Raw genomic sequence first — 26,847 nt, forward strand, 5'->3', positions numbered from 1 at the left:
GCTTGCCCCCGATGGCGGCCTCAGGGCCGCATCAAAAACGCCTGATGCATCTGCGCCAACGTCTCGAAATGCCAGGTCGGCGCTTCGGCGTTCAACTCTTCGAAACTGCCAAACCCATAACCGACGGCCGCCGAATCCACGCCATTGCTGCGCGCCCCGATCAGGTCGTGCTTACGATCACCGATCATCAAGGTAGTGGCCGGATCCAGGCCTTCTTCGCGGAGCACATGCGCAATCAACTCAACCTTGTTGGTGCGTGTCCCGTCCAGTTCACTGCCGTAGATCACCTTGAAGTGCCTGGCAAAATCGAAATGCCGCGCGATCTCGCGGGCAAACACCCAGGGCTTGGATGTGGCGACGTACAACTGGCGGCCCTGTTTGTCCAGGTCTTCGAGCAGCGGCATCACGCCCTCGAATACGCGGTTTTCATACAGCCCGGTGACCTTGAAGCGCTCGCGGTAGAAATTCACCGCCTCCCAGGCCTTGGCCTCATCGAAGTCGTAGAACTGCATGAAGGCTTGCAGCAACGGCGGGCCGATGAAGTGTTCGAGTTGGGTCAGGTCGGGTTCGTCGATGCCCAGTTTGCCAAGGGCGTACTGGATCGAGCGGGTGATGCCCTCGCGTGGGTCGGTGAGGGTGCCATCCAGGTCGAACAGGACGGTTTGGTAAGGGAGGGTCATTGGTCGAATCCTTCAGCCAGGTGCAGGTCTTTGAGCTTCACGTAGTTGGCGGCGCTGTAGGTGAAAAAGGCGCGTTCCTTGTCAGTCAGCGGGCGGATTTGTTTAACCGGGCTGCCCACATACAAAAAACCACTGTCGAGTTTCTTGCCCGGTGGCACCAGGCTGCCGGCGCCGATGATGACGTCGTCTTCCACCACGGCGCCGTCCATCACGATGCTGCCCATGCCGATCAAAATCCGGTTGCCCACCGTGCAGCCATGCAGCATGACCTTGTGGGCGATGGTCACGTCATCGCCGATCAGCAGCGGGAAACCGCCAGGATTGAACGGTCCGGCATGGGTAATGTGCAGCACGCAGCCGTCCTGCACGCTGGTGCGCGCGCCGATACGGATGCGGTGCATGTCGCCGCGAATCACGGTCAGCGGCCAGACCGAGCTGTCGGTGCCGATTTCGACATCGCCGATCACCACCGCCGAAATATCGACAAAAGCCCCGGCGCCCAGGGTTGGCGTGTGGTTCTGATAGGTGCGAAGGGTCACGATAGCCTCTCTCTTATGTGCTGATAGCTGCGGTGGGCGTTGATTGTAATTAAGATGGCCCCATCTTTGTTCTTACATGTTTCTTCAGCCAAGGTGCCAACCGTGAGCGCGAACAATCCTCTTCTGCAGTCCTACGACCTGCCGCCGTTCTCGGCGATCCGTGCCGAGCACGTGCAACCGGCCATCGAACAGATCCTCGCCGACAACCGTGTTGCCATCGAAGGCATCCTGCAAAGCCAGGGTAAAAATCCGACATGGGCCGGCCTGGTGCTGGCCATGGACGAATTGAATGATCGCCTGGGCGCCGCCTGGAGCCCGGTCAGCCACCTCAACGCCGTGTGCAACAGCGCCGAGCTGCGCGAAGCCTACGAGGCGTGCCTGCCGGCATTGAGCGCCTACTCCACCGAGATGGGCCAGAACCGCGCGCTGTTCCAAGCCTTCGAAGCCCTGGCCAACAGCCCGGAAGCCGCCGGTTTCGACGTGGCGCAAAAAACTATTCTTGAACACTCCCTGCGCGACTTCCGCCTCTCGGGTATCGACTTGCCGCCTGAGCAGCAAAAACGTTATGCCGAAGTGCAGAGCAAGCTTTCCGAGCTGGGCAGCAAATTCTCCAACCAACTGCTGGACGCCACCCAGGCGTGGACCAAGCACGTCACCGAGGAAGCCACCCTCGCCGGCCTGACCGATTCGGCCAAGGCGCAGATGGCCGCTGCCGCGCAGGCCAAAGGCCTCGACGGTTGGCTGATCACCCTGGAGTTTCCGAGCTACTACGCGGTCATGACCTACGCCCAGGACCGCGCCCTGCGCGAAGAAATCTACGCGGCCTACTGCACCCGTGCGTCAGACCAAGGTCCGAATGCCGGTCAGAACGATAACGGCCCGGTGATGGAACAGATCCTCGATCTGCGTCAGGAACTGGCCAAGCTCCTGGGTTACGCCTCGTTCTCCGAGCTGAGCCTGGCCACCAAGATGGCCGAGTCCAGCGACCAGGTGTTGAGCTTCCTGCGTGACCTGGCCAAGCGCAGCAAGCCGTTCGCTGCCCAGGACCTGCAACAGCTCAAGGCCTACGCCGCCGAACAAGGCTGCGCCGACCTGCAAAGCTGGGACAGCGGTTTCTACGGCGAAAAGCTGCGTGAGCAACGCTACAGCGTGTCCCAGGAAGCCCTGCGCGCCTACTTCCCGATCGACAAGGTGCTGGGCGGCCTGTTCGCCATCGTGCAGCGTTTGTACGGCATCGAGATTGCCGAGCAAAAAGGCTTCGACACCTGGCACCCGGATGTTCGCCTGTTTGAAATCAAGGAAAACGGCCAGCACGTCGGGCGTTTTTTCTTCGACCTGTACGCCCGCGCCAACAAGCGTGGCGGTGCCTGGATGGACGGCGCGCGCGACCGTCGTCGCACCATCGACGGTGTGCTGCAAAGCCCGGTGGCGAACCTGGTGTGCAACTTCACCCCGGCCGACAGCGGTAAGCCTGCCCTGCTGACCCACGATGAAGTGACCACCCTGTTCCACGAATTCGGCCATGGCCTGCATCACCTGCTGACCCGCGTCGAGCATGCCGGCGTGTCCGGTATCAATGGCGTGGCGTGGGATGCGGTGGAGTTGCCAAGCCAGTTCATGGAGAACTGGTGCTGGGAGCCCGAAGGCCTGGCGCTGATCTCCGGTCATTATGAAAGCGGTGAGCCACTGCCCCAGGACCTGCTGGAAAAAATGCTCGCGGCGAAGAACTTCCAGTCCGGCCTGATGATGGTGCGCCAGTTGGAGTTCTCGCTGTTCGATTTCGAATTGCATGCCACCCATGGCGATGGCCGCAGCGTGGCCCAGGTGCTCGAAGGCGTGCGCGATGAGGTGTCGGTGATGCGTCCTCCGGCCTACAACCGTTTCCCCAACAGCTTTGCGCACATCTTCGCTGGCGGTTATGCCGCGGGCTACTACAGCTACAAATGGGCCGAAGTGCTGTCGGCGGATGCCTTCTCCAAATTCGAAGAAGACGGCGTGCTCAACGCAGAGACCGGCCGTGCATTCCGTGAGGCGATCCTGGCGCGCGGCGGCTCCCAGGCGCCGATGGTGCTGTTCGTCGACTTCCGCGGACGTGCCCCGTCGATTGACGCACTCTTGCGCCACAGCGGCCTGAGTGAGGACGCAGCAGCATGAGTGAAGGGCCTGTGATTACCAAAAAGCAATTTATCGCCGGGGCGGTCTGCCCGGCGTGCAGCGAACCGGACAAGTTGAAGATGTGGACCGAGGACAGCGTGCCGCATCGTGAGTGCGTGGCCTGCGGGTACACCGATACGCTGAATGATCAAGGTCTGTCGGTGCCCAAGGAATTGGGCACGCGGGTCAATACATCGGCGTTGAAAGCGCCGGACCCGAAGGTGCAGGCGGTGCAGTTCTTCCCTAATCCCAAGCTGAAGAAAGACTGAAGAAACCGCACAACCCCCCTCTAGGAGCGAGCTTGCTCGCGAAGAATCAGAGAGCGCCGCGTTCCTCCAGAAGGCCTGCGTCATCGTTAACGTTCTTCGCGAGCACCCTCGCTCCTAAAATGGTTTCTCCTTCTGGCTTGATGTATTGAGCCAGCCGTTCATTGAACACAGGGCAAACGCGCTGGTGCTGCAATCGCCATTCGCCAAGGCTGTGCGCAACTTGTCGATATCGGCCCTCATCATGTAGCGAACGCCGTCCTTGAAGCCGTTACTGGTGCCGAAACCGCCCAAGGTCATCTCGTTCAGCGCATCCTCCTTGCTCCATCCCTGAATCACCACGCGATACATCGCCGCCATCAGGCCGGTGCGGTCAGAGCCGTGCTTGCAATGCATCAGCACCGGGCCGTCAGCTTCCGCTTCCTTGATCGCCCTGAGTGCCGCCAGCACGTCAGAGTCATCCACATGGTTGGTGCGATAACTCAACTGAACCTGACGGATGCCTGGCGCCTTCAGCCAGTTGCTATCGGACTCGGGCAGGAAGTTGATCACGGTGCCGATCTTGAGCTGTTCCAGCAACGGCGCTGCCTTGCTATCCGGCAATGCGCTGCGATAGAGCGTGGGCGTCATTTGATGCAGGTTGTAGCGGTCGCCCACTGGCTGCGCCCATTCTGGAGAACGCAGGGACGTAGCGTCATCGGCCCGCGCAAAAGCTGTGGTGAACAGTGCCATGAACGCCAGACCCAGGGCCGGCAACCAATGATGCTTGTACATGGGCGACGTCACCCTATAGGGAGTGGTTGATGGCGCCCAGAGTCGGTCACGGCGGGTCAAGGAGGTGTGAGGTGTGCGTCAAAGAATCGTGAATCCTCAATCTTTAGTCGCTGAAGCGATTCTCTCGATGCTTAGGCTGCTATCATTTGTAACTATTGTTTGCGCGCTGCGCTCTATCTCCCTGGATCACCTGGATCCAGATCGCCGCCCGACAACGCCAAGCCACTCCCTAGAAGCGGCTGATAACCCCGTGACCACATGATGAGGTGCCACCATGTCTGATCAAGATCAAGACAACCCCCGGCGTGACTTTCTACGCAAATCCTTGACCTTGATCCCGGTGGTCACGGTTGCCAGCACCGGCCTTGGCGGTTCGATGCTGATGGCGACGCCTGCGCCGGTCGAGGCTGCGCCAGCCAAGCCTGCGGCCAGCGAAAAAGCCTACGAGCCAAGCTATTTCACTGCCGAGGAATGGGCGTTTATCAACGCTGCCGTCGAGCGTCTGATCCCGGCCGATGCCCAAGGCCCCGGCGCCCTGGAAGCTGGCGCGCCGGAGTACATCGACCGGCAGATGAACACGCCTTACGCCAGCGGTGCCCTGTGGTTCATGCAAGGCCCGTTTAATGCCGATGCGCCACCGGAGATGGGCTGGCAGAGCAAGTTGGTGCCCAAGGACATCTATCGCCTGGGTATTGCCGCGACGGATGCCTGGTCGAAGGCGTTCAACGGCAAAGTTTTTGCTGCGCAAGACAGCGCTACCCGAGACGATATGTTGCGGCGCCTGGAGGCGGGCGGCAGTGAGGTTACGGCACATTTTGACGCGGTGCCGCCGAAGATGTTCTTCAACCTGCTGCTGCAAAACACCAAGGAAGGCTTCTTCTGCGACCCGATCCATGGTGGCAACAAAGGCATGGTCGGCTGGACCATGATTGGCTTCCCCGGCGCCCGCGCCGATTTCATGGACTGGGTGGAACGCAACGAGCAGTACCCCTTCCCGGCAGTATCCATCCGCGGCGAGAGGGCATAAACGTGGCGATCATCATGAAGAAAGTGGATGCGGTGATTGTCGGCTTCGGCTGGACCGGCGCGATCATGGCCAAGGAGCTGACGGAAGCCGGGCTGAACGTGGTAGCGCTGGAGCGCGGCCCGATGCAGGACACTTACCCGGACGGCAACTATCCCCAGGTCATCGACGAACTGACCTACAGCGTGCGTAAAAAACTCTTCCAGGACATCTCCAAGGAGACGGTGACGATTCGCCATAGCGTGAATGACGTTGCCTTGCCTAACCGTCAGCTCGGCGCGTTTTTGCCGGGTAACGGCGTGGGCGGTGCGGGCTTGCACTGGTCGGGCGTGCATTTCCGTGTCGATCCGATTGAACTGCGCATGCGCAGCCATTACGAGGAACGCTACGGCAAGCATTTCATTCCCAAGGACATGACCATCCAGGACTTCGGCGTGAGCTACGAAGAGCTGGAGCCGTTTTTCGACTATGCGGAAAAAGTCTTCGGCACCTCAGGCCAGGCCTGGACCGTGAAAGGCCAGGTGGTGGGCGAAGGTCGTGGCGGCAACCCCTATGCGCCGGACCGTTCCAACCCGTTTCCGTTGGAAGCGCAAAAGAACACAGTCTCCGCACAGCTGTTTCAGAAAGCCGCCGCCAGCGTCGGGTACAAGCCCTACAACCTGCCGTCAGCCAATACCTCGGGACCTTACACCAACCCCTACGGCGCGCAGATGGGCCCGTGCAACTTCTGCGGTTTTTGCAGCGGCTACGTGTGCTACATGTACTCCAAGGCCTCGCCGAACGTGAACATCCTGCCGGCGCTGCGCCAGGTGCCGAATTTCGAGCTGCGGCCCAACTCCCACGTGCTCAAGGTCAATCTGGACAGCACCAAGAGCAAGGCCACCGGCGTGACCTACATCGACGCCCAGGGCCGAGAGTGCGAACAACCGGCAGACCTGGTGATCCTCGGCGCGTTCCAGTTCCACAACGTGCGGCTGATGCTGCTGTCGGGCATCGGCAAGCCTTACGACCCGATGACCAATGAGGGTGTGGTGGGCAGGAACTTTGCCTACCAGAACATGGCCACCATCAAGGCGTTCTTCGACAAGGACACCCATACCAACAACTTTATCGGTGCCGGCGGCAATGGCGTGGCCATCGATGACTTCAACGCCGACAACTTCGATCACGGGCCCCATGGCTTTGTGGGCGGTTCGCCGATGTGGGTCAACCAGGCCGGCAGCCGGCCGATTGCCGGTACGTCCAACCCGCCCGGCACTCCGGCCTGGGGCAGTGCCTGGAAGCGCGCCACCGCCGATTACTACACCCACCAGGTGTCGATGGATGCTCACGGTGCCCATCAATCCTACCGGGGTAACTACCTGGATCTGGACCCTGTCTACCGTGATGCCTACGGCCTGCCGTTGCTGCGCATGACGTTCGACTGGCAGGAAAACGACATCAAGATGAACCGCTTCATGGTTGAGAAAATGGGCAAGGTCGCCGAAGCGATGAACCCCAAGGCGATAGCCGTGCTGGGCAAAAAAGTCGGTGAGCACTTCAACACCGCGTCCTACCAGACCACCCACCTCAACGGTGGCGCGATCATGGGGACCGACCCGAAGACCAGTGCGCTGAACCGCTACTTGCAGTGCTGGGATGTGCACAACGTGTTTGTCCCCGGCGCATCCGCTTTCCCACAGGGCTTGGGCTACAACCCTACCGGCCTGGTGGCGGCATTGACTTACTGGTCGGCCCGGGCGATCCGCGAGCAGTACCTGAAAAACCCCGGCCCGCTGGTTCAGGCATAAGGAGCGATGACCATGAAAGCATTTGTTATCGCGACGTTTGCCCTGCTCAGCAGCTGCTCGATCAGTGCCGCCGAAACCGACCTGATCAAGCAGGGCGAATACCTGGCCCGCGCCGGCGACTGCGTGGCCTGCCACACCGCCAAGGGCGGCAAACCGTTCGCCGGTGGCCTGCCGATGGAAACCCCCATCGGTGTGATCTATTCCACCAACATCACCCCGGACAAGACCGGCCTGGGCGACTACAGCTTCGAGGACTTCGACAAGGCCGTGCGTCACGGTGTCGCCAAGAGTGGTAGTACGCTTTACCCGGCGATGCCCTACCCGTCCTATGCGCGTGTCAGCGAAAGCGATATGCAGGCGTTGTATGCGTACTTCATGAAGGGCGTGGAACCGGTCGCCCAGGTGAACAAGGACAGCGACATTCCGTGGCCGTTGAGCATGCGTTGGCCGCTGGCGGCGTGGCGCTGGATGTTTGCCCCTGAGGTGGTGGATAAGCCTGTCGTGGCCGACGCAGACCCGGTGATCAGCCGTGGCGCCTACCTGGTGGAAGGCCTTGGCCACTGTGGCGCGTGCCATACACCACGCGCCCTGACCATGCAGGAAAAAGCCCTGAGCGCGACTGACGGCAAGGCCTTCCTGTCCGGCAGCGCGCCACTGGAAGGCTGGATCGCCAAGAGCCTGCGCGGTGACCACAAGGACGGCCTCGGCAGTTGGAGCGAGGCGCAGCTGGTGCAATTCCTCAAGACCGGTCGCAGTGATCGCAGCGCGGTATTTGGTGGTATGAGCGACGTGGTCGTGCATAGCATGCAGTACATGTCCCAGGACGACCTGACCGCTATCGCCCGTTACCTCAAGAGCCTGCCGGCGGTGGACCCGCAGGACCAGCCGCACCAGTATGACAAGCAGGTGGCCGAGGCGCTGTGGAAGGGCGATGACAGCAAGCCCGGCGCCTCGGTGTACATCGACAACTGCGCGGCCTGCCACCGTACCGATGGCCATGGTTACACGCGGGTGTTCCCGGCGTTGGCGGGCAACCCGGTGGTGCAGACTGCGGACGCCACGTCGTTGATCAACATCGTGTTGAACGGCGGCACGTTGCCGGCCACTCACACGGCGCCGTCGACCTTTACCATGCCGGCGTTCGCCTGGCGCCTGTCGGACCAGGAAGTGGCGGATGTGGTCAGTTTCATCCGTGGCAGTTGGGGTAACCAGGGGGCCGCAGTGAAAGCCAGTGACGTGGCCGACCTGCGCAAGAACGACATGCGCACCACCTCGGGCGATGACCTGGGGCAGGTCACACAAAAGCACTGACCGCCAGACGGCACTGGTCAGGAACCTCGCGCCTCGATACTGTATATAAAAACAGTATCGAGGCGCTTTCATGTCTACTCCGCTGCCGCCCCGTGGTCGGGGCACGGCCACCAACCTGCATAACCGCTTTGCGCCCACCGTCAGCGTGGCGGAGGACGACGGCTGGTACCAGGAAGTGCCGCCGACCCAGGGCACCGAAGTGCGCATCGAAACGGCCAAGACCATCATCACCCGCAACAACTCTCCGGACCTGCCGTTCGACCGCTCCATCAATCCCTATCGTGGCTGCGAACATGGCTGCATTTACTGTTATGCACGGCCCAGTCATGCCTATTGGGACATGTCACCGGGGCTGGATTTCGAAACCAGGCTGATCGCCAAGAGCAATGCGGCCGACGTGCTGGAACAGCAGTTGTCGAAGCCGGGCTATGTGTGTGCGCCGATCAACCTGGGTTCCAACACCGACCCGTACCAGCCTATCGAGCGTGAGTACAGGATCACCCGGCAAACCCTCGAAGTGCTGCTGCGCTATCGGCACCCGGTCACCATCATCACCAAGGGCTCGTTGATCCTGCGTGACCTGGACCTGCTGGCGGAGCTGGCCAGGCAACGCCTTGTGGCGGTGATGATCAGTCTCACCAGCCTGGATGATGAGCTCAAGCGCATCCTGGAGCCGCGCACCGCCGCGCCCAAGGCACGGTTGCGGGCCATACGGGTGATGCGCGAGGCGGGCATCCCGGTGGGCGTGCTGTGCTCGCCGATGATCCCGATGATCAACGACAGCGAGTTGGAAAGCCTGCTTACCGAAGCCCATGCCGCCGGTGCGCAGAGTGCGGCGTACATGATGTTGCGCCTGCCGCTGGAGGTGGCGCCGCTGTTCGAGGAGTGGCTGGCGGCGCATTACCCGCAGCGTGCGGCCCATGTGATGAGCCTGGTGCGCCAGGTGCGCGGTGGTGAGGTCTACGACAGCCGGTTCGGTGTCCGCATGCGGGGCGAGGGGCCGTTTGCCGACCTGCTGGCCCAGCGCTTCAGCAAGGCGATCAAACGCCTGGGGCTCGATCGCAGAGAAGGCTTCAATCTGGATTGCACGGCGTTCTGTCCACCGGGCAGACAGATGGCATTGTTGTAGACTGAAAAGGCAGAATGCACCGTTCCTGTAGGAATAGTCGCGTTTTGACATCACTGAAACCCGCGATCTAGAGCGGTTCATTCAGTTTGAGTTAAGTTTCGGTGGTTACCTTGTTCAGCGAGTGACTGATGAGTCGGCAGTCTGGTTGGTGGCTTTTACAACTATTTCACTGGCCTGGCGTCGAACTGACCTGAAAACTCCCCTGCATTAATCAAGAGGATGAATCATGAGTGACAAGGATAAACAGCCGTTGGCTGCGTCGGCTTCAGCCCCTCAGGTGGCAGAGTCTGCCGATGCAGCGCTAAAACACATCGTTGACGGCTTTTTGCATTTCCATCACGACGTCTTCCCTCAGCAGGAAGAACTCTTCAAGAAACTCGCCACGGCCCAGAGCCCGCGGGCGATGTTCATTACCTGCGCCGACTCGCGCATCGTGCCTGAGCTGATTACCCAAAGCTCTCCCGGCGACCTGTTCGTGACCCGCAACGTCGGTAACGTCGTGCCGCCTTATGGGCAGATGAACGGCGGTGTTTCCACTGCCATCGAGTACGCAGTACTGGCCCTGGGCGTGCAGCACATCATCGTGTGCGGGCACTCCGATTGTGGCGCCATGCGCGCGGTCCTCAACCCCGCCAGCCTGGAGAAGATGCCAACGGTAAGGGCCTGGCTGCGGCACGCCGAAGTCGCCAAGTCCATGGTCGAGGACAATTGCGACTGTGCCAACGAAGGCGAGAGCATGAAAGTGCTCACCGAAGAAAACGTCATCGCCCAACTGCAGCATTTGCGCACCCATCCTTCGGTGGCGTCGCGCATGGCCAACGGTCAGCTGTTTATTCACGGCTGGATCTACAACATCGAGACCAGTGAAATTCGAGCCTACGATGCTGATCAGTCGGCATTCCGACCGTTAAGCGGCGAAGGGCCGATTCCTTCCGCGACGCCTAAAGCGCGCTTCTAAACACTTCCCTGCCGGGTAAAGCGGTGGCTGCCATGGATGCAGCCAGGCTTTGCCGCGCCCGGCGAATACCTCGGGAGAGCCATCATGCGTGCTGCTCAATTGAAAGCTGTATTGCCACGGGAGCTGCTCGCCTCCGTGGTTGTGTTTCTGGTCGCCCTGCCCCTGTGCATGGGGATCGCCATCGCGTCCGGCATGCCGCCGGCCAAGGGCCTGATCACCGGGATTATCGGTGGCCTGGTGGTGGGCTGGTTGGCGGGCTCGCCGCTGCAGGTCAGCGGCCCGGCGGCGGGGCTGGCGGTATTGGTGTTCGAGCTGGTGCGCCAGCATGGGATGCTGATGCTCGGGCCGATCCTGCTGCTGGCCGGCTTCCTGCAACTGGTGGCCGGGCGCCTGCGCCTGGGTTGCTGGTTCCGCGTCACGGCGCCGGCGGTGGTGTACGGTATGCTGGCGGGGATCGGTGTATTGATTGTGCTATCGCAGATCCATGTGATGCTCGACGGTGCGCCCAAGCCCTCCGGGCTGGATAACCTGGCGGGCTTCCCCGCCGCGCTGGTGCAGGCGATTCCTACCTTGGGCGGCGGACTGGGTTGGCAGGCCGGATTGCTCGGTTTGTCGACGATGCTGGTGATGTACCTGTGGGATAAATTCCGTCCGCAAACCCTGCGTTTCGTGCCCGGAGCCCTGTTGGGCGTGGGCCTGGCAACGGTGACCAGCCTGGTGCTGGCGCTGCAGGTCAAGCGTGTGGAAGTCCCGGAGAACCTCGCCGACGCCATCGATTGGCTGCGTCCCAGCGACCTGTTGAACCTGGCTGACCCTCAGTTGTTGATCGCTGCGTTTGCGGTGGCGTTTATCGCCAGTGCCGAAACCTTGCTCTCTGCGGCAGCGGTCGACCGCATGCACAGCGGCCAGCGTTCCGATTTCGATAAGGAATTGTCCGCCCAAGGCGTGGGCAACATGTTGTGCGGCCTGGTGGGTGCCCTGCCGATGACCGGTGTGATCGTGCGCAGCTCGGCCAACGTGCAGGCCGGTGCCACCACGCGGTTGTCAGCCATGTTCCATGGCGTATGGCTGTTGGGGTTCGTACTGTTGCTGTCGAGCGTGCTGCAAAGCATTCCTGTGGCAAGCCTGGCGGGTGTGTTGGTGTACACCGGGATCAAGCTGGTGGACATCAAGGCCTTCAAGGCCCTCGGTCGTTATGGGCGTATGCCGATGTTTACCTACGCGGCCACGGCGTTGGCGATCATTTTCACCGACCTGCTGACCGGTGTGCTGGTGGGCTTCGGGCTCACACTGGTCAAGCTGGCGCTCAAGGCCTCGCGCCTGAAAGTCAGTCTGATCGACCTGCCCCCGGAGGGGGAAATGGAGCTGCGTTTGACCGGTGCGGCGACTTTCCTGAAAGTGCCGGCGTTGACCCGGGTGCTGGCGACGGTGCCTCCGGGCACGACTGTGCACGTACCGCTGAGTAACCTGAGTTATATCGACCATTCCTGCCTGGAGTTGCTGGAGGAATGGGACCGGGCGAATGCGGCCAAGGGCTCGAGGCTGGTGATCGAGGCGCGTGGGTTGAAGCGCAGGCTCGAAGGCCGGGTCAGGATGACGACAGGGATCGGCTCGGCGCCCTCAGTCGGCTGACGGAACCGGATCAACATGTGGGAGGGGTGTAGTCCCCTCCCACATTCGTTCTGTGTCGAATTCAGGATTTAAGCCGGCTGGTCCAACGCCAACTCAACCCCCAGCTGGCGGGACAGGCATGGCCAGCGCTTCCACGCGGCTTCCGTTGCCGGGCTTTTCAGCTGTTCGCGATACGCTTCGACAGACTCCAGTGCAAAGCTGTCTTCGTTGAGCATTTCATCCACCGCATGATGAACGGCTTCATCCAGCTGGTTGGCGAATGCTTCGCCGATCAACTGATGGGCAATCACGTTGGCCACGGTGGTATCTGCTGGAATCAGTGGCCGGCCAAAGTGTTTGATATACAAATCGTTGACCTCTTCCACCAGGCGATGGGCCAGGTAAGCCTCGTCCAGCAGACCGTCGAGCCCTTCATGGCCGGCCAGGATCGCGGGGGGCTGCAGGAAGAAATGCTCGGCGATTTTCAGCACTGGCTTGATCTGGCTTTCGATGCCGGCCTCGCGGGCCACGTCGTTGGCGGCGTCCAGCAGGTCCGGCACGAGATCGATGTAGGCCGTGACGAAACGGGTCATGACAATGTTGCGATCGCCATCAGCCAGGGAAATGGCCGAATGCAGGTGCGGCAATTGCTCTTCCAGCTGCTTGGCCAACTGGCCAGTGCTGGATTCGTGTTGATGGGCACGGGAAATCTGCTCGCGCAATGCGGCGGTGTTCATGAAGGCTCCAGTGAAGCAGGCGTAGGAATAGGGACAGCATAAGGTAGCTCGTTTATACGAGCGCCTAAGACGCATTTGTCATAATTATTTCATGGTTATGCACAGGCGTTATATCGAATTGCCATCGTTGGTCGGATAAACGATTCCGCACCCCGGTTTTATTAGGCCTGGCCACTCATTTTTGCTCATTTGCCCCTACACATTGCGGGGTTGCAGAGCGTGTCTATACTCGGGTTTGTACGCGATTAGCTGATGACGCCAGACTGCATAAGCAGGTAAGGCTAAGCGGTTGTAAGCAGTATGGAAGCCGCTCCCTTCGACGCAGGTGCAAACCGGCGGGATAACAAGAACGATAAGGGGAACCCGCAATGACGCGACATCCACATGTTTGGATGGGCCTCCTGTTGTGGTCGGTATTCGGCCAGGCGCACGCCGCCTGGACAACGAATATGGCGCCAGGGGCAACTGAAGTCAGTCACGCTGTGTTCGACCTGCACATGACCATTTTCTGGATCTGTGTAGTGATCGGCATTTTCGTTTTTGGCGCGATGTTCTGGTCGATGATCCTTCATCGCCGCTCTACGGGCCAGGTTGCGGCCAAATTCCACGAAAGCACCACCGTGGAAATCCTCTGGACCGTGGTGCCCTTGCTGATCCTGGTCGCGATGGCCATTCCGGCGACCAAGACCTTGATCGATATCTACGACAGTACCGAGTCGGATATCGATATCCAGGTCACCGGCTATCAGTGGAAGTGGCACTACAAATACCTGGGCCAGGACGTGGAGTTCTTCAGCAACCTGGCCACGCCCGCCGAGCAGATCCATAACCAGGCCACCAAGGGCGAACATTACCTGCTGGAAGTCGACCAGCCGCTGGTGCTGCCGGTGGGCGCCAAGGTGCGCTTCCTGGTGACCGCCGCCGACGTGATCCACTCCTGGTGGGTGCCGGCCTTTGCGGTCAAGCGTGACGCCATCCCGGGGTTCGTCAACGAAGCCTGGACCCGCGTCGAGAAGCCTGGCATCTACCGTGGCCAATGCGCCGAACTGTGTGGCAAGGACCACGGTTTCATGCCCATCGTGGTAGAGGTCAAGTCCAAGGCCGACTACGACACTTGGCTCGGCGAGCGCAAGGCAGAGGCCGCCAAGCTCAAGGAGCTGACCTCCAAGGAGTGGACGCTGGAAGAGCTGGTGGCCCGCGGCGACAAGGTTTACCACACCACCTGCGTGGCCTGTCACCAGGCCGAAGGCCAGGGCCTGCCACCGATGTTCCCGGCCCTCAAGGGTTCGAAAATCGCCACCGGGCCCAAGGAAGGTCACCTGAGCCTCGTCTACCACGGCAAGCCCGGTACGGCGATGGCCGCATTCGGCAAGCAGCTCTCGGAAGTGGATATCGCCGCCGTGGTGACCTACGAGCGCAACGCCTGGGGTAACAACAAAGGCGACATGGTCACGCCTAAAGACGTGCTGGCCATCAAGCAGGCGGAAAGCAAATGACTTCATTCATTGCGTATGCCCCGAACCGCCCCGCCCACTCGCTTGCAGGAGAACGGCCATGAGCGCTGTGATCGATGACCATGGCCACGCCGGTGACCATGCCCACGGCCCCGCCAAAGGCTTGATGCGCTGGGTGCTGACCACCAACCATAAGGACATCGGCACGATGTACCTGTGGTTCGCGTTCACCATGTTCCTGCTCGGCGGCTCGTTCGCCATGGTGATCCGTGCCGAGCTGTTCCAGCCTGGCCTGCAGATCGTCGAGCCGGCGTTTTTCAACCAGATGACCACCATGCACGGCCTGATCATGGTGTTCGGGGCGGTAATGCCGGCGTTTGTCGGCCTGGCCAACTGGATGATTCCGCTGATGATCGGCGCGCCGGACATGGCCTTGCCGCGCATGAACAACTTCAGCTTCTGGCTGCTGCCGGCAGCGTTCCTGCTGCTGGTCTCGACCCTGTTCACGCCCGGTGGCGGGCCGAATTTCGGCTGGACGTTCTACGCCCCGCTCTCCACCACCTACGCACCGGAAAGCGTGACGTTCTTCATCTTCGCCATCCACTTGATGGGCATCAGCTCGATCATGGGTGCGATCAACGTGGTTGCCACCATCCTCAACCTGCGTGCGCCCGGCATGACCTTGATGAAAATGCCGCTGTTCGTCTGGACCTGGCTGATCACCGCATTCCTGCTGATCGCGGTGATGCCGGTGCTGGCCGGCTGCGTGACCATGATGTTGATGGACATCCACTTCGGCACCAGCTTCTTCAGCGCGGCCGGTGGCGGTGATCCGGTGCTGTTCCAGCATGTGTTCTGGTTCTTCGGCCACCCCGAGGTGTACATCATGATCCTGCCGGCGTTTGGCGCCGTCAGTTCGATTATCCCGACCTTCTCGCGCAAGCCGTTGTTCGGCTATACGTCGATGGTCTACGCCACGGCGAGCATCGCGTTCCTCTCGTTTATCGTGTGGGCGCACCATATGTTCGTGGTGGGCATTCCGTTGGTCGGCGAGTTGTTCTTCATGTACGCCACGTTGCTGATTGCGGTGCCCACCGGCGTGAAGGTGTTCAACTGGGTCAGCACCATGTGGCAAGGCTCCCTGACCTTCGAGACGCCGATGCTGTTTGCCGTGGCCTTCGTGATCCTGTTCACCATCGGCGGCTTCTCCGGATTGATGCTGGCGATTGCCCCGGCGGACTTCCAGTATCACGACACCTACTTCGTGGTGGCGCACTTCCATTACGTACTGGTGCCTGGTGCGATCTTTGGCATCTTCGCCTCGGCCTACTACTGGCTGCCGAAATGGACCGGCCACATGTACGACGAAACCCTGGGCAAGCTGCATTTCTGGTTGTCTTTCGTGGGCATGAACATGGCGTTCTTCCCGATGCACTTCGTGGGACTGGCCGGTATGCCGCGTCGGGTGCCGGACTACAACCTGCAGTTCGCCGACTTCAATATGGTCTCGTCGATTGGCGCGTTCATGTTTGGCGCCACGCAGATCTTCTTCCTGTTTATCGTGATCAAGTGCATCCGTGGCGGCCCGCCCGCGCCGGCCAAGCCGTGGGATGGCGCCGAAGGCCTGGAGTGGAGCGTGCCCTCGCCCGCGCCGTACCACACCTTCACCACGCCACCGGAGGTCAAATGAACAGGGTAAGCGGAGGTGGTCATGGCTGACTCCGTGCCCCTCAAGCGCCTGGTTACCCGCCTGCTGATCCTGGTGGTAGCGATGTTCGCCTTCGGCTTTGCCCTGGTGCCGATCTACGACGTGATGTGCAAGGCGTTCGGCATCAACGGCAAGACGGCCGGGCAGTACGAAGGCGAGCAGGTCGTCGACCTCACGCGCCAGGTACGGGTGCAGTTCCTGTCCACCAATGCCATCGACATGGTCTGGGAGTTTCATTCCAAGGCTGACGAGGTGGTGGTCAACCCCGGTGCCGTCACCGAGATGCTGTTCGTGGCCTACAACCCCACTGACAAGCCGATGACCGCCCAGGCGGTGCCGAGCATTTCCCCCGCCGAAGCGGCGATGTATTTCCACAAGACCGAATGCTTTTGCTTCACCCAGCAAGTGCTGCAGCCAGGCCAACGCATCGAGATGCCAGTGCGTTTTATTGTCGACCGTGACATGCCCAAGGATGTGAAGCATTTGACCCTGGCGTACACGCTGTTTGATATCACTGCGCGCCAACCGCCCGTGGCTGTCCGTACCGGCGGCTAGCTACTGTTTGCCCGCTCAATCAGGAGAGCGAATACATGTCGACTCATGATACGTACTACGTACCAGCGCAAAGCAAATGGCCGATAATTGCCACGATTGGCATGCTGGTCACCGTGTATGGCCTGGCCGTGTGGTTCAACGACCTGAAGGCGGCACGCCCTGAATCCCACGGGCCGTGGATCTTTTTCGTCGGAGGGCTGTTGCTGGCCTACATGCTGTTTGGCTGGTTCGGTGCAGTGATCAAGGAAAGCCGCGCCGGTTTGTACAGCGCCCAGATGGACCGCTCGTTTCGCTGGGGCATGACCTGGTTCATTTTTTCCGAGGTGATGTTCTTCATCGCGTTTTTCGGTGCGCTGTTCTACGTGCGCCATTTGTCCGGTCCCGCATTGGCCGGCGAAGGCCCCAAAGGCATTGCGCACATGCTGTGGCCGAACTTCGAGTTTGCCTGGCCGTTGCTCAACAACCCGGACCCGAAGCTCTATCCCGCGCCGGAGGGCACCATCAGCCCGTGGGGCTTGCCGTTGGTGAACACCATCCTGCTGGTGAGTTCCAGCGTGACCATCACCATTGCCCACCACGCCTTGCGCAAGGGGCATCGCGGCGCGCTGAAAATCTGGCTGGCGATCACCGTCTTGCTGGGCCTGGCATTCCTCGGGTTCCAGGCCGAGGAATACATCCATGCCTATAAAGAACTGGGCCTGACCTTGGGTTCGGGGGTGTACGGCGCGACGTTCTTTATGCTCACGGGCTTCCACGGTGCTCACGTGACCATCGGCACCATCATTTTGTTTGTGATGCTGATGCGCATCCTGCGCGGGCATTTCAATGCCGAGCATCAGTTCGGTTTCGAGGCGGCCAGTTGGTATTGGCACTTCGTGGATGTGGTGTGGATCGGGCTGTTTTTCTTCGTCTATGTGCTCTGAGGCGACTTACCAGGGCGCATGAGATACCAGCTGGCCGCTGAAAAATCCCCAGGCGATCAATGCCACGGTGATCACGGCCAGTACCACACGCACGGTCAAGGCCGTCACGAGGCGGTTGGAGTTGCCCTCGTCCTTGACCAGGAAGAACAGGCCACTGAACAGGCTCACGACGGTCGCGATCAGCATCAGGGCAATGGCTGCTTTGAGCATGGTCTGGTTCCTGGCGTTGGTGGGCATTAAGGGGATGGGCGGGCAATGAAAACAAGTATAGCCAGCGCCATGAAACGCTTTCGTCCAGGTATCGCACCGACTGTGGTGGTGATGATTCTGCTGCCTTTGATGGTGGGCTTGGGCGTCTGGCAGCTGTCGCGCGGCCATGAGAAGCAGTTGCTGGTGGACAGCTATGCCGAACGCCGCGCCGCTGAGCCGATCAGCAGTGTGCAACTCGGGGATATGGCGGACCCGGCCTTTCGCCGCGTGCATCTGCGCGGGCAATTCGATGCCGAGCACAGCGTATTGCTGGATAACCGCATGCGCGACGGCAAGGCAGGTGTCGAGTTGCTGCAACCCTTTCATGACCAGGCCAGCGGCCTGTGGTTATTGCTCAATCGGGGCTGGTTGCCGTGGCCGGATCGGCGCACCCCGCCCGTCTTCACCACCCCGGATCAGCCTTTAAATCTCGACGCCTGGGTGTATGTCGCGCCCGGCGAAACCTTCCAGCTGCATGCGGACCCCACGACCGCGCAATGGCCGCGCCTGTTGACCGCGTTGCACCCCGCCGCGCTGTGGGCTGAGCTGGGCCGCAACGGTTTTGCCTATGAGCTGCGCACCGAAGCCGGCCCCGGCACGTACGAAACCACCTGGCCCATCGTTGCGATGGGGCCGGAAAAACACTTGGCCTACGCGGTGCAGTGGTTCGCCATGTCCCTGGCGCTACTGGCTCTTTACCTCTACCTCGGATGGCACACCACAAAGGAGAAGCCCCATGGGAACGGCCACGAATCCACTCAACATGTCTGAGGTGCCTGATCGGCGCAAAGGCCGCTGGCAGCTGATGCTGATCCTGCTGATGGTGATCGGTCCGATGGTGCTGGCCACCTTCATGTACAAACTGCAGTTCTGGGTGCCGGACAGTCGCAGCTACCACGGAGAAATGATCGGTAACGGTCAGACCCGCGCCGATATTGGCGTGCAGGCCGATGAACAGCGCTGGCAGTTGCTGGTCACCGCGCCTGGCGCCTGCGCCGCCGATTGCCAGCAACTGGTGTACCTCGCGCGCCAGTTGCAGATCGGCCTGGGGCGCGACGCTTCACGCGCCAGCCATGCCTTGGCCAGTGCGCAACCGGTCGCTGCCGACTATGACACCAAGCTCAAGGCCGAATACCCGCAATTGCAGCGCTACTCACTGGATCTCTCGACCTTCACCAAAAACGCCGCCGCGCCGGGCGCTGCGCAACTGTGGATCGTCGACCCCCACGGCAACCTGGTGCTGCGCTACGACGCCAAGGTCAAGGGCAAGGACTTGCTCAATGACCTGCGCCACCTGTTGAAACTGTCGAACATCGGATAAGGGCATCGTCATGGCCAAACCTGGATTTCGCCTCGCGTTGTTTGCCACCCTGCTGGCGCTGATCGTCGTGCTGCTCGGCGCCTACACCCGCCTGACCCACGCCGGCCTCGGTTGCCCGGACTGGCCGGGCTGCTACGGCTTTATCAGCGTGCCGCAAAGCGAGGCCCAGCTGGCCCATGCCGAATTGCATTTTCCCGATACGCCCGTGGAGGCTGACAAGGGCTGGGCGGAGATGACCCATCGCTACTTCGCCGGCACCCTGGGCCTGTTGATTGTGCTGTTGGCGGCGCGTTCGTGGAGCCATCGGCGTGATCCGGGCCAGCCAGTGAAACTGCCGTTGTTTCTGTTGATAGTGGTGTTCGCCCAGGCGGCGTTTGGCATGTGGACGGTGACCTTGAAGCTGTGGCCCCAGGTGGTGACGGGGCACTTGTTGGGCGGCTTTGCGACCTTGAGCCTGTTGTTCCTGCTGACCCTGCGCTTGTCTGGGGTGTTGCCCGCGTTGATCGTGCCCAGGCGCCTGCAATATTGGGCCACGGCGGGTCTGGTGCTGGTGATCGGCCAGATCGCCTTGGGCGGCTGGGTCAGTTCCAACTATGCAGCGGTGGCCTGCATCGATTTGCCCACCTGCCATGGCCAGTGGTGGCCTGCGGCGGACTTTGCCAACGGCTTTCACCTGACCCAGCACATCGGCCCCAATTACCTGGGCGGCCAGCTCGACAGCGACGCGCGCACCGCTATCCACCTGACCCACCGCATCGGTGCAGTGCTGGTCACCCTGGTGCTTGCGGGGCTGGCCTGGCAGCTGCGTGCGGTGGGTATGACGCGGCTCGCGGGCCTGCTGTTGATTGCCCTGGCGGCACAAATCAGCCTGGGCCTGAGCAACGTGTATTTCCACCTGCCGCTGCCGGTTGCGGTCGGCCATAACGCCGGCGGTGCAGCGTTGTTATTGACCCTGGTGCTGGTCAATTACCACGCCCGCACCAGTCTGGTCCGGGTGCGTCACCAGTTGCCCTTCGGCTGGCGCTTCAGCCCGCGCAAACACGTATCGGGCCTCATCACCCTTAAAGGAGAGATGCCATGGCGACCTTGATCGGCGCGCGCCACAGCCAGGCGATCTGGCGCGACTACCTGGAGCTGACCAAGCCGAAAGTGGTGGTGCTGATGCTCATCACCTCCCTGGTCGGCATGTTCCTCGCCACCCGCGCCGGTGTGCCGTGGGCGGTGCTGGTTTTCGGCAACCTGGGGATAGCCCTGTGTGCCGGTGGCGCGGCGGCGGTGAACCATGTGGTGGACCGGCGGATTGATGCGGTGATGGCCCGCACCCATAAGCGACCGTTGGCGGAGGGGCGTGTGTCGCCGGTGGCGGCGCTGGCCTTTGCTTTGTTTCTAGCCGTTGCAGGATTGGCCTTGTTGCTGGCGTTCACCAATCCCCTGGCGGCATGGCTGACGCTGGCTTCGCTGCTCGGTTACGCGGTGGTCTACACCGGTTTTCTCAAGCGTGCGACGCCGCAAAATATTGTCATCGGAGGCCTGGCCGGTGCCGCGCCACCGCTGTTGGGCTGGGTTGCCGTCACCGGCCATGTCAGCGCCGAACCCTTGTTGCTGGTGCTGATCATCTTCGCCTGGACCCCGCCGCACTTCTGGGCCCTGGCCATTCACCGCAAGGAGGAATACGCCAAGGCCGATATCCCGATGCTGCCCGTCACTCACGGCGAGCACTACACCAAGGTGCATATCCTGCTCTATACCTTCGCCCTGTTGGCGGTGAGCCTGATGCCCTATGTGATCCACATGAGCGGCCCGCTCTACCTGGCCTGTGCGCTGGTTTTGGGCGGACGCTTTCTGCAATGGGCCTGGGTGCTGTACCGTGGCGCTCAGCCGCACGCGGCGATCAACACCTTCAAGTACTCTATCTGGTACCTGTTCCTGCTGTTTATCGCCCTGCTCGTAGACCACTACTTACTGTTGAACCTATGACTCGAACTCAAAAAACCGTCTTTATCCTGGTGGCCATCGTCGCGTTGATCATGGGCCTGACCGTTAACAAAGTGCTCTCGGGCAAGGGCCAGGGCGACCCTACCGCGTTGATCGACGCCGGCATCATCCTGCTGCCGCAAAGCCGCCAGCTGCCGCCGGTCAGCATGACCAACCAGGACGGCCAGCCGGTGCGGGTCAACGAGTTGAAAGGCAAGTGGAGCCTGCTGTTCTTCGGCTACACCTTCTGCCCCGACATCTGCCCGACCACCCTCGCCCAACTGCGCCAGATCAAGAGCGAGTTGCCTAAGGAGGCTGTGGATAAGTTGCAGGTAATCCTGGTCAGCGTCGACCCGAACCGCGACACCCCGACCCAGCTCAAGCAGTACCTGGGCTACTTCGACCCGCAATTCGAAGGCCTCGCCGGCGCGAACGTGGAGGATGTGCAGAAGGTCTCGAATGCCGTGAGCATCCCGTTCATCCCGGCAGACACCAGCAAGCCCAACTACACCGTCGACCACAGCGGCAACCTGGCGCTGATCGGTCCGGATGGTACCCAGCGCGGCTTTATCCGTGCGCCGTTGAACAACCAGAAGCTGGTGGCGCAACTGCCAGGGCTGTTGCAGCGCAAGTAACAAGGCAATACACAACACATGTGGGAGGGGGTAAGCCCCCTCCCACATTTTTTGATCTCCAGCGTGTTGGAGACCGAGTCGGATCAGAACGCCGGCAGGATCGCGCCTTTGTACTTCTCTTGGATGAATTGCTTCACCTCAGGGGTGTGCAGGGCTGCAATCAGCTTCTTCATCGCGTCCGAATCCTGGTTGTCTTCGCGGCTCACGAGGATGTTCACGTAAGGCGAGTCATTGCCTTCGATCACCAGGGCGTCCTTGGACGGGTCCAGCTTGGCTTCCAGCGCATAGTTGGTGTTGATCAGCGCCAGGTCGACCTGGGTCAGCACGCGCGGCAGGGTGGCGGCTTCGAGTTCGCGGAATTTCAGGTTTTTCGGGTTTTCGGTGATGTCCTTGATGGTCGACAGGATGTTGGTCGGGTCCTTCAGGGTGATCAGGTTGTGCTTGGCCAGCAGCAACAGCGCGCGGCCACCGTTGGTGGCGTCGTTCGGGATCACCACGTTGGCGCCGTCAGGCAGGTCTTCCAGTTTTTTGTACTTGCTGGAGTAAGCGCCCAGGGGCTCCAGGTGCACAGCGCCGACGCTCACCAGGTGAGTGCCTTTGGCTTTGTTGAATTCATCCAGGTATGGCTGGTGCTGGAAGAAGTTCGCGTCCAGGCGCTTTTCCGCTACCTGGACGTTGGGCTGTACGTAATCGGTGAAGACTTTGACTTGCAGGTCCACGCCTTCTTTGGCGAGGGCAGGTTTCACGAATTCCAGGATTTCCGCGTGGGGCACCGGCGAGGCAGCGACTTTCAGGGTCTCGGCGGCGTGGGCGGAAAACGCGGCAACGGCGGCGAAAGCAACCAGTAGTTTTTTCATCCAACAAGCTCCTTGTTCGGGCATGTGCCGGCTTTTGACCGGCAATGGCCGTTATTTTCGAGAAAAGTGCACCACCAGCTTGTCGCCGACGGTTTGCAGAATTTGCACCAGGATCAACAGCATTACCACGGTGACCACCATCACATCGGTCTGGAAGCGCTGGTAACCGAAACGGATCGCCAGGTCACCCAGGCCTCCGGCACCGACGACACCGGCCATGGCCGTGTAGGACACCAGGGTAATCGCCGTCACCGTTATCGCCGCGAAGATGCCGGGGCGTGCCTCGGGCAGCAGCGCGTTGATGATGATCTGGCGGGTGCTGGCCCCCATGGACTGGGTGGCCTCGATGATGCCGCGGTCCACTTCACGCAAGGCGGTTTCCACCAGGCGCGCGAAGAATGGCGTGGCCCCTACGACCAGCGGCGGGATCGCGCCCGCTACGCCCAGGGAGGTACCGGTGATCAGCACGGTGAACGGGATCATCACGATCAGCAGGATGATGAACGGCAGCGAGCGCAGGATGTTCACGACCAGCGACAGCAGCGCGTACAGGCCTTTTTGCTCGAACAGCTGGCGTGGGCTGGTCAGGAACAGCAGCACGCCTAAAGGCAGGCCCAATACCACGGTGAAAAACAGCGAACCGAACAGCATGATCATGGTGTCGCCGGTGGCGAGCCAGATTTCGGACCAGTCGATATTGGCGAAGAAACTCAAGAAAACGTCCATCAGCGCAGCACCTCCATGTGGACGTCTGCGGCGGTAAAGCGGGCAAAGGCCGCTTCCATGTCACCGCCGGTGACCGCAAGGGTCAGTTGCCCGTAGGGGATGTCTTTGATGCGGTCGATGCGGCCGGCGAGGATGCTGTAGTCCACCCCCGTTTCGCGGGCGACGGTACCCAGCAATGGCGCGTAGGTCGCTTCACCCTGGAACGTCAGCCGTACGATGCGACCCGGTACATGGGCGAAGTCATCACGCTGCTCGCCTTCATCGACCTGCTCGGCTTCCTGCACAAAACGCTTGGTGGTCGGGTGCTTGGGGTGCAGGAACACGTCGGCCACCGAGCCTTGCTCGACGATCACGCCGGCGTCCATCACGGCTACCTGGTCACACACGCGGCGGATCACATCCATTTCATGGGTGATCAGCACGATGGTCAGTTTCAACTCGCGATTGATCTCGGCCAGCAATTGCAGGACCGAGGCGGTGGTCTGCGGGTCGAGGGCGCTGGTGGCCTCGTCGCATAGCAGGATTTTCGGCTTGGTCGCCAGGGCGCGGGCAATGCCGACGCGCTGCTTCTGGCCACCGGACAACTGCGCCGGGTACTTCCCGGCGTGGTCCGACAGGCCGACGCGGGCAAGTAGCTCGGCGACACGTTGGTCGATGTCCTTGCGCGACAATTCGCCGGCCAGGGTCAGTGGCAAGGCCACATTGTCGGCAACGGTCTTGGACGCCAGCAGGTTGAAGTGCTGGAAGATCATCCCGACCTGCTGGCGGAAACGGCGCAGGCCGTTGGCGTCCAGGGCGGTGACTTCTTCGCCGTCCACCGTGATCTGGCCGCCGCTGGGCTCTTCCAGGCGGTTGATCAGGCGCAGCAGCGTGCTTTTACCTGCACCCGAGTGGCCGATCAGGCCAAACACCTGGCCGTTTTCGACGCGCAGGCTGGTGGGGTACAGCGCGGGAATATCCTTACCGGCGACGCGGTAGGTTTTATGGACGTTTTGAAACTCGATCACGTAGCGAACCTTGTGGGGCGCATTGAAAAGGGATCAGCGGTTAGCCGGGCGCGCATTTTAGCCTGTCCGTATAGCGTTTCTTAGCATTTATTTCGCATTCAACCAGTGATTTGGCAATAACGCGATCAAAGGTCATAAAAAAGGAACGGCAGAAAACCGTGTCAGTCACTACTTAAGCAACTCGATTTCCCAGGTGCCGTGCCTGGGGTTTTGCTCAAACGAGCCGGGGACCGCTCTGGCCACTTTGAATAAGGAGTTTTGACTGATGAGTACCAAGAAGCCAGCCACCCCGTCGAAGAGTGAACTTGCAGGCACCGACACCCTGGACCGTGGCAACACCAACGCCAAGCTGCAAGCCCTGGAGGAATTCCGTTCCGATGCGACCGGCCAGGCCCTGCGTACCAACCAAGGCGTGAAGATCTCCGACAACCAGAACACATTGAAAGTCGGTGCCCGCGGCCCCTCGCTGCTGGAAGACTTCATCATGCGTGAAAAAATCACGCACTTTGACCATGAGCGTATCCCCGAGCGCATCGTGCATGCCCGGGGCACCGGCGCCCATGGCTATTTCCAGACCTATGAAAACCATTCCGCGCTGAGCAAGGCAGGTTTCCTGCGTAACCCCGAGCATAAAACCCCGGTGTTCGTGCGTTTCTCCACCGTGCAGGGCCCGCGTGGCTCGGGCGATACGGTGCGTGACGTGCGCGGTTTCGCGGTGAAGTTCTTCACCGACGAGGGCAACTTCGACCTGGTCGGCAACAACATGCCGGTGTTTTTCATTCAGGATGCGATCAAGTTTCCCGACTTCGTGCATGCGGTAAAACCTGAGCCACACAACGAAATTCCTACCGGCGGCTCGGCCCACGATACGTTCTGGGATTTTGTTTCGTTGCAGCCGGAGTCGGCGCACATGGTGATCTGGGCGATGTCTGACCGCGCCATTCCAAAAAGCCTGCGTGCCATGCAGGGGTTTGGCATTCACACCTTCCGCTTGATCAATACCGAAGGTAAGTCCAGCTTTGTGAAGTTCCACTGGCACCCGAAGGTCGGCACCTGTTCCCTGGTGTGGGACGAAGCGCAAAAGCTTGCCGGTAAAGATACCGATTACCACCGCCGTGACCTGTGGGAAGCGATTGAAAGCGGCGATTACCCTGAGTGGGAGCTGGGTGTGCAGATCGTTGCGGAAGAAGACGAGCATAAGTTCGACTTTGACCTGCTCGATCCGACCAAGATCATCCCCGAGGAACTGGTGCCGATCACGCCGCTGGGCAAGATGGTGCTGAACCGTAACCCGGATAACTTCTTTGCCGAAGTCGAGCAGGTCGCGTTTTGCCCGGGCCACATCGTGCCGGGTATCGACTTCACCAACGACCCGTTGCTGCAAGGTCGTCTGTTTTCCTACACGGATACGCAGATCAGCCGTCTCGGCGGTCCGAACTTCCATGAGCTGCCGATCAACCGGCCTGTAGTGCCTTTCCACAATGGCCAGCGCGACGCCCAGCACCGCACCGTGATCGACAAGGGCCGAGCCGCGTACGAGCCGAATTCGATCGATGGTGGTTGGCCGAAAGAAACGCCGCCGGCTGCCCAGGAAGGCGGTTTCGAAACCTATTACGAGCGCGTCGATGCCAATAAGGTGCGTGAGCGCAGTGAGTCGTTTGGCGACCACTTTTCCCAGGCTGCGCTGTTTTTCCACAGCATGAGCCACCACGAGAAAGAGCACATCATAGCGGCCTACAGCTTCGAGTTGGGCAAGGTGGAGCGCGAGTTTATCCGCGCGCGTCAGGTCAACGAGATTCTGGCCAATATCGATCTGGAACTGGCCAAGCGCGTGGCGCAGAACCTTGGTCTGCCGGCGCCGACCAAAGGCACGGTAGCGCCGCGTGAGTCTTCGCTGAAAGAGTCGCCGGCATTGAGCCAGGTGAACCTGCTGTCCGGCGATATCAAGACGCGCAAAGTCGCGATTCTCGCGGCTGACGGTGTGGATGGCGCGGCAATCGATGCGCTGAAAAAAGCACTGGCTGCAGAAGGTGCCCATGCCAAGTTGCTGGGGCCGACCTCGGCGCCGGTGAAGACGGCGGATGGCAAGCGCCTGCCGGTGGATGCGTCGATGGAAGGCATGCCGTCGATTGCGTTTGACGCCGTATTTATTCCAGGCGGAAAAGAGTCGGTTAAAGCACTGAGCGGTGATGGTGTGGCATTGCATTACGTTCTGGAAGCCTACAAACACCTGAAGGCGATTGCGGTTGCCAGTGACGTGAAGCCACTGCTGGATCTGCTGAAGCTGGAGACGGATGCGGGGTTGATCGTGGGTTCGGATGCGAAAGCGTTCAAGGCGTTTTTTGCCGCGATTGCACAGCATCGGGTTTGGGATCGTGAGCCGAAGGCTAAGGCGATTCCGGCCTGATTTTTTGGTTGTTTGTTAGATCGCCATCGGGGGGGCAAGTCGAATCGTCGCACCGCCC

At 60.8% G+C, this 26,847-nt stretch carries 26 protein-coding genes; 18 read left to right on the forward strand and 8 right to left on the reverse strand.

Features of this window, described 5'->3' with window-relative positions:
- Positions 1-20: 20 nt before the first annotated feature.
- A complete protein-coding gene (locus BLW22_RS30280) occupies positions 21-680 on the reverse strand; it encodes an HAD family hydrolase (RefSeq protein WP_065926835.1) in 660 nt (219 codons plus the stop codon).
- Positions 677-1,219 (reverse strand): gamma carbonic anhydrase family protein, encoded by a 543-nt coding sequence (locus BLW22_RS30285; protein ID WP_065926836.1) that lies wholly within the window; start codon positions 1,217-1,219, stop codon positions 677-679. Before BLW22_RS30285 ends, BLW22_RS30280 begins: the two co-directional genes overlap by 4 nt.
- Positions 1,220-1,273: 54 nt before the next feature.
- On the opposite strand from BLW22_RS30285, the gene prlC reads away from it, so the two are divergent.
- Complete coding sequence (prlC, locus tag BLW22_RS30290; RefSeq protein WP_174556988.1) at positions 1,274-3,373, forward strand: oligopeptidase A; 2,100 nt, start codon at positions 1,274-1,276, stop codon at positions 3,371-3,373.
- Positions 3,370-3,642 (forward strand): YheV family putative zinc ribbon protein, encoded by a 273-nt coding sequence (locus BLW22_RS30295; protein ID WP_027608125.1) that lies wholly within the window; start codon positions 3,370-3,372, stop codon positions 3,640-3,642. Before prlC ends, BLW22_RS30295 begins: the two co-directional genes overlap by 4 nt.
- A 114-nt stretch (positions 3,643-3,756) precedes the next feature.
- Here BLW22_RS30295 and BLW22_RS30300 read toward each other — a convergent pair whose 3' ends face one another.
- Entirely contained in the window at positions 3,757-4,413 is a 657-nt protein-coding gene (locus tag BLW22_RS30300; protein WP_074848097.1) for a phosphatase domain-containing protein, read from the reverse strand.
- A gap of 274 nt (positions 4,414-4,687) precedes the next feature.
- Between BLW22_RS30300 and BLW22_RS30305 the strand changes: the two genes are divergently transcribed.
- The 6 genes from BLW22_RS30305 (at position 4,688) to BLW22_RS30330 (ending at position 12,257) form a co-directional block, all read left to right on the forward strand.
- The gene (locus BLW22_RS30305; RefSeq protein ID WP_027608123.1) at positions 4,688-5,440 is read left to right on the forward strand and encodes a gluconate 2-dehydrogenase subunit 3 family protein; all 753 of its coding nucleotides are present in this window, start codon (positions 4,688-4,690) and stop codon (positions 5,438-5,440) included.
- A gap of 14 nt (positions 5,441-5,454) precedes the next feature.
- Positions 5,455-7,227 (forward strand): GMC family oxidoreductase, encoded by a 1,773-nt coding sequence (locus BLW22_RS30310; RefSeq protein ID WP_262417211.1) that lies wholly within the window; start codon positions 5,455-5,457, stop codon positions 7,225-7,227.
- A 12-nt stretch (positions 7,228-7,239) separates the two neighbouring features.
- The gene (locus tag BLW22_RS30315) at positions 7,240-8,538 is read left to right on the forward strand and encodes a cytochrome c (protein WP_027608121.1); all 1,299 of its coding nucleotides are present in this window, start codon (positions 7,240-7,242) and stop codon (positions 8,536-8,538) included.
- Positions 8,539-8,608: 70 nt separating this feature from the next.
- A complete protein-coding gene (locus BLW22_RS30320; RefSeq protein WP_065926840.1) occupies positions 8,609-9,667 on the forward strand; it encodes a PA0069 family radical SAM protein in 1,059 nt (352 codons plus the stop codon).
- A 226-nt stretch (positions 9,668-9,893) separates the two neighbouring features.
- Entirely contained in the window at positions 9,894-10,625 is a 732-nt protein-coding gene (locus BLW22_RS30325; RefSeq protein WP_027608119.1) for a carbonic anhydrase, read from the forward strand.
- Positions 10,626-10,709: 84 nt separating this feature from the next.
- Positions 10,710-12,257, forward strand: a complete 1,548-nt coding sequence (locus BLW22_RS30330; protein ID WP_065946461.1) for a SulP family inorganic anion transporter — start codon at positions 10,710-10,712, stop codon at positions 12,255-12,257.
- A 68-nt stretch (positions 12,258-12,325) separates the two neighbouring features.
- Here the strand turns inward: BLW22_RS30330 and BLW22_RS30335 are convergent, their stop codons facing one another.
- Positions 12,326-12,973: a hypothetical protein gene (locus BLW22_RS30335; RefSeq protein ID WP_065926842.1), complete on the reverse strand. Its 648-nt coding sequence runs from the start codon at positions 12,971-12,973 to the stop codon at positions 12,326-12,328.
- 368 nt (positions 12,974-13,341) lie between these two features.
- Here BLW22_RS30335 and coxB point away from each other — a divergent pair, with 368 nt between their 5' ends.
- Genes coxB through BLW22_RS30355 form a run of 4 tightly spaced genes read left to right on the forward strand, consistent with a single transcriptional unit; the run spans position 13,342 to position 17,613 of the window.
- Positions 13,342-14,469: a cytochrome c oxidase subunit II gene (gene coxB, locus BLW22_RS30340; protein WP_074848101.1), complete on the forward strand. Its 1,128-nt coding sequence runs from the start codon at positions 13,342-13,344 to the stop codon at positions 14,467-14,469.
- A gap of 58 nt (positions 14,470-14,527) precedes the next feature.
- A complete protein-coding gene (ctaD, locus tag BLW22_RS30345) occupies positions 14,528-16,117 on the forward strand; it encodes a cytochrome c oxidase subunit I (RefSeq protein WP_024072609.1) in 1,590 nt (529 codons plus the stop codon).
- A 21-nt stretch (positions 16,118-16,138) separates the two neighbouring features.
- Positions 16,139-16,690, forward strand: coding sequence for a cytochrome c oxidase assembly protein (locus BLW22_RS30350; protein WP_065926844.1), 552 nt, complete (start codon positions 16,139-16,141; stop codon positions 16,688-16,690).
- A 35-nt stretch (positions 16,691-16,725) separates the two neighbouring features.
- Positions 16,726-17,613, forward strand: a complete 888-nt coding sequence (locus BLW22_RS30355; protein ID WP_027608047.1) for a cytochrome c oxidase subunit 3 — start codon at positions 16,726-16,728, stop codon at positions 17,611-17,613.
- A gap of 6 nt (positions 17,614-17,619) precedes the next feature.
- Here the strand turns inward: BLW22_RS30355 and BLW22_RS30360 are convergent, their stop codons facing one another.
- The gene (locus tag BLW22_RS30360) at positions 17,620-17,823 is read right to left on the reverse strand and encodes a twin transmembrane helix small protein (RefSeq protein WP_016978774.1); all 204 of its coding nucleotides are present in this window, start codon (positions 17,821-17,823) and stop codon (positions 17,620-17,622) included.
- Between the two features lie 45 nt (positions 17,824-17,868).
- Here BLW22_RS30360 and BLW22_RS30365 point away from each other — a divergent pair, with 45 nt between their 5' ends.
- The 5 genes from BLW22_RS30365 to BLW22_RS30385 are packed head-to-tail and all read left to right on the forward strand — an operon-like array spanning position 17,869 to position 21,792.
- Complete coding sequence (locus tag BLW22_RS30365; RefSeq protein ID WP_065926845.1) at positions 17,869-18,633, forward strand: SURF1 family protein; 765 nt, start codon at positions 17,869-17,871, stop codon at positions 18,631-18,633.
- Positions 18,599-19,183, forward strand: a complete 585-nt coding sequence (locus BLW22_RS30370; RefSeq protein ID WP_065946462.1) for a hypothetical protein — start codon at positions 18,599-18,601, stop codon at positions 19,181-19,183. The genes BLW22_RS30365 and BLW22_RS30370 overlap by 35 nt, the downstream gene beginning before the upstream one ends.
- Before the next feature lie 10 nt (positions 19,184-19,193).
- Positions 19,194-20,273 (forward strand): COX15/CtaA family protein, encoded by a 1,080-nt coding sequence (locus BLW22_RS30375; RefSeq protein WP_065946463.1) that lies wholly within the window; start codon positions 19,194-19,196, stop codon positions 20,271-20,273.
- Complete coding sequence (gene cyoE, locus BLW22_RS30380; protein ID WP_065926848.1) at positions 20,261-21,160, forward strand: heme o synthase; 900 nt, start codon at positions 20,261-20,263, stop codon at positions 21,158-21,160. Before BLW22_RS30375 ends, cyoE begins: the two co-directional genes overlap by 13 nt.
- Positions 21,157-21,792, forward strand: coding sequence for an SCO family protein (locus BLW22_RS30385; protein WP_065926849.1), 636 nt, complete (start codon positions 21,157-21,159; stop codon positions 21,790-21,792). Before cyoE ends, BLW22_RS30385 begins: the two co-directional genes overlap by 4 nt.
- 83 nt (positions 21,793-21,875) lie before the next feature.
- Here BLW22_RS30385 and BLW22_RS30390 read toward each other — a convergent pair whose 3' ends face one another.
- Genes BLW22_RS30390 through BLW22_RS30400 form a run of 3 tightly spaced genes read right to left on the reverse strand, consistent with a single transcriptional unit; the run spans position 21,876 to position 24,382 of the window.
- On the reverse strand, positions 21,876-22,649 hold the full coding sequence (locus BLW22_RS30390) for a MetQ/NlpA family ABC transporter substrate-binding protein (RefSeq protein WP_065926850.1): 774 nt from the start codon (positions 22,647-22,649) through the stop codon (positions 21,876-21,878).
- A 51-nt stretch (positions 22,650-22,700) separates the two neighbouring features.
- On the reverse strand, positions 22,701-23,375 hold the full coding sequence (locus tag BLW22_RS30395; RefSeq protein ID WP_065926851.1) for a methionine ABC transporter permease: 675 nt from the start codon (positions 23,373-23,375) through the stop codon (positions 22,701-22,703).
- Positions 23,375-24,382, reverse strand: a complete 1,008-nt coding sequence (locus BLW22_RS30400; RefSeq protein WP_065946464.1) for a methionine ABC transporter ATP-binding protein — start codon at positions 24,380-24,382, stop codon at positions 23,375-23,377. The genes BLW22_RS30395 and BLW22_RS30400 overlap by 1 nt, the downstream gene beginning before the upstream one ends.
- Before the next feature lie 265 nt (positions 24,383-24,647).
- On the opposite strand from BLW22_RS30400, the gene katE reads away from it, so the two are divergent.
- A complete protein-coding gene (gene katE, locus BLW22_RS30405; RefSeq protein ID WP_074848103.1) occupies positions 24,648-26,789 on the forward strand; it encodes a catalase HPII in 2,142 nt (713 codons plus the stop codon).
- Positions 26,790-26,847: the final 58 nt, after the last annotated feature.

This window comes from Pseudomonas marginalis, from assembly GCF_900105325.1.
Classification (GTDB): Bacteria; Pseudomonadota; Gammaproteobacteria; order Pseudomonadales; family Pseudomonadaceae; genus Aquipseudomonas; species Aquipseudomonas marginalis.

Bases quoted from the DNA above. Each gene is read 5' to 3' on its own strand.
- BLW22_RS30310 (WP_262417211.1), top strand. From the start codon at position 5,455: ATGAAGAAAGTGGATGCGGTGATTGTCGGCTTCGGCTGGACCGGCGCG.
- BLW22_RS30390 (WP_065926850.1), bottom strand. From the start codon at position 22,649: ATGAAAAAACTACTGGTTGCTTTCGCCGCCGTTGCCGCGTTTTCCGCC.
- BLW22_RS30350 (WP_065926844.1), top strand. From the start codon at position 16,139: ATGGCTGACTCCGTGCCCCTCAAGCGCCTGGTTACCCGCCTGCTGATC.
- BLW22_RS30360 (WP_016978774.1), bottom strand. From the start codon at position 17,823: ATGCTCAAAGCAGCCATTGCCCTGATGCTGATCGCGACCGTCGTGAGC.
- BLW22_RS30315 (WP_027608121.1), top strand. From the start codon at position 7,240: ATGAAAGCATTTGTTATCGCGACGTTTGCCCTGCTCAGCAGCTGCTCG.
- cyoE (WP_065926848.1), top strand. From the start codon at position 20,261: ATGGCGACCTTGATCGGCGCGCGCCACAGCCAGGCGATCTGGCGCGAC.
- coxB (WP_074848101.1), top strand. From the start codon at position 13,342: ATGACGCGACATCCACATGTTTGGATGGGCCTCCTGTTGTGGTCGGTA.
- ctaD (WP_024072609.1), top strand. From the start codon at position 14,528: ATGAGCGCTGTGATCGATGACCATGGCCACGCCGGTGACCATGCCCAC.
- BLW22_RS30375 (WP_065946463.1), top strand. From the start codon at position 19,194: ATGGCCAAACCTGGATTTCGCCTCGCGTTGTTTGCCACCCTGCTGGCG.
- prlC (WP_174556988.1), top strand. From the start codon at position 1,274: ATGGCCCCATCTTTGTTCTTACATGTTTCTTCAGCCAAGGTGCCAACC.
- BLW22_RS30280 (WP_065926835.1), bottom strand. From the start codon at position 680: ATGACCCTCCCTTACCAAACCGTCCTGTTCGACCTGGATGGCACCCTC.
- BLW22_RS30325 (WP_027608119.1), top strand. From the start codon at position 9,894: ATGAGTGACAAGGATAAACAGCCGTTGGCTGCGTCGGCTTCAGCCCCT.
- BLW22_RS30330 (WP_065946461.1), top strand. From the start codon at position 10,710: ATGCGTGCTGCTCAATTGAAAGCTGTATTGCCACGGGAGCTGCTCGCC.
- BLW22_RS30295 (WP_027608125.1), top strand. From the start codon at position 3,370: ATGAGTGAAGGGCCTGTGATTACCAAAAAGCAATTTATCGCCGGGGCG.
- BLW22_RS30300 (WP_074848097.1), bottom strand. From the start codon at position 4,413: ATGTACAAGCATCATTGGTTGCCGGCCCTGGGTCTGGCGTTCATGGCA.
- BLW22_RS30355 (WP_027608047.1), top strand. From the start codon at position 16,726: ATGTCGACTCATGATACGTACTACGTACCAGCGCAAAGCAAATGGCCG.
- BLW22_RS30395 (WP_065926851.1), bottom strand. From the start codon at position 23,375: ATGGACGTTTTCTTGAGTTTCTTCGCCAATATCGACTGGTCCGAAATC.
- BLW22_RS30335 (WP_065926842.1), bottom strand. From the start codon at position 12,973: ATGAACACCGCCGCATTGCGCGAGCAGATTTCCCGTGCCCATCAACAC.
- katE (WP_074848103.1), top strand. From the start codon at position 24,648: ATGAGTACCAAGAAGCCAGCCACCCCGTCGAAGAGTGAACTTGCAGGC.
- BLW22_RS30320 (WP_065926840.1), top strand. From the start codon at position 8,609: ATGTCTACTCCGCTGCCGCCCCGTGGTCGGGGCACGGCCACCAACCTG.
- BLW22_RS30385 (WP_065926849.1), top strand. From the start codon at position 21,157: ATGACTCGAACTCAAAAAACCGTCTTTATCCTGGTGGCCATCGTCGCG.
- BLW22_RS30305 (WP_027608123.1), top strand. From the start codon at position 4,688: ATGTCTGATCAAGATCAAGACAACCCCCGGCGTGACTTTCTACGCAAA.
- BLW22_RS30365 (WP_065926845.1), top strand. From the start codon at position 17,869: ATGAAAACAAGTATAGCCAGCGCCATGAAACGCTTTCGTCCAGGTATC.
- BLW22_RS30370 (WP_065946462.1), top strand. From the start codon at position 18,599: ATGGGAACGGCCACGAATCCACTCAACATGTCTGAGGTGCCTGATCGG.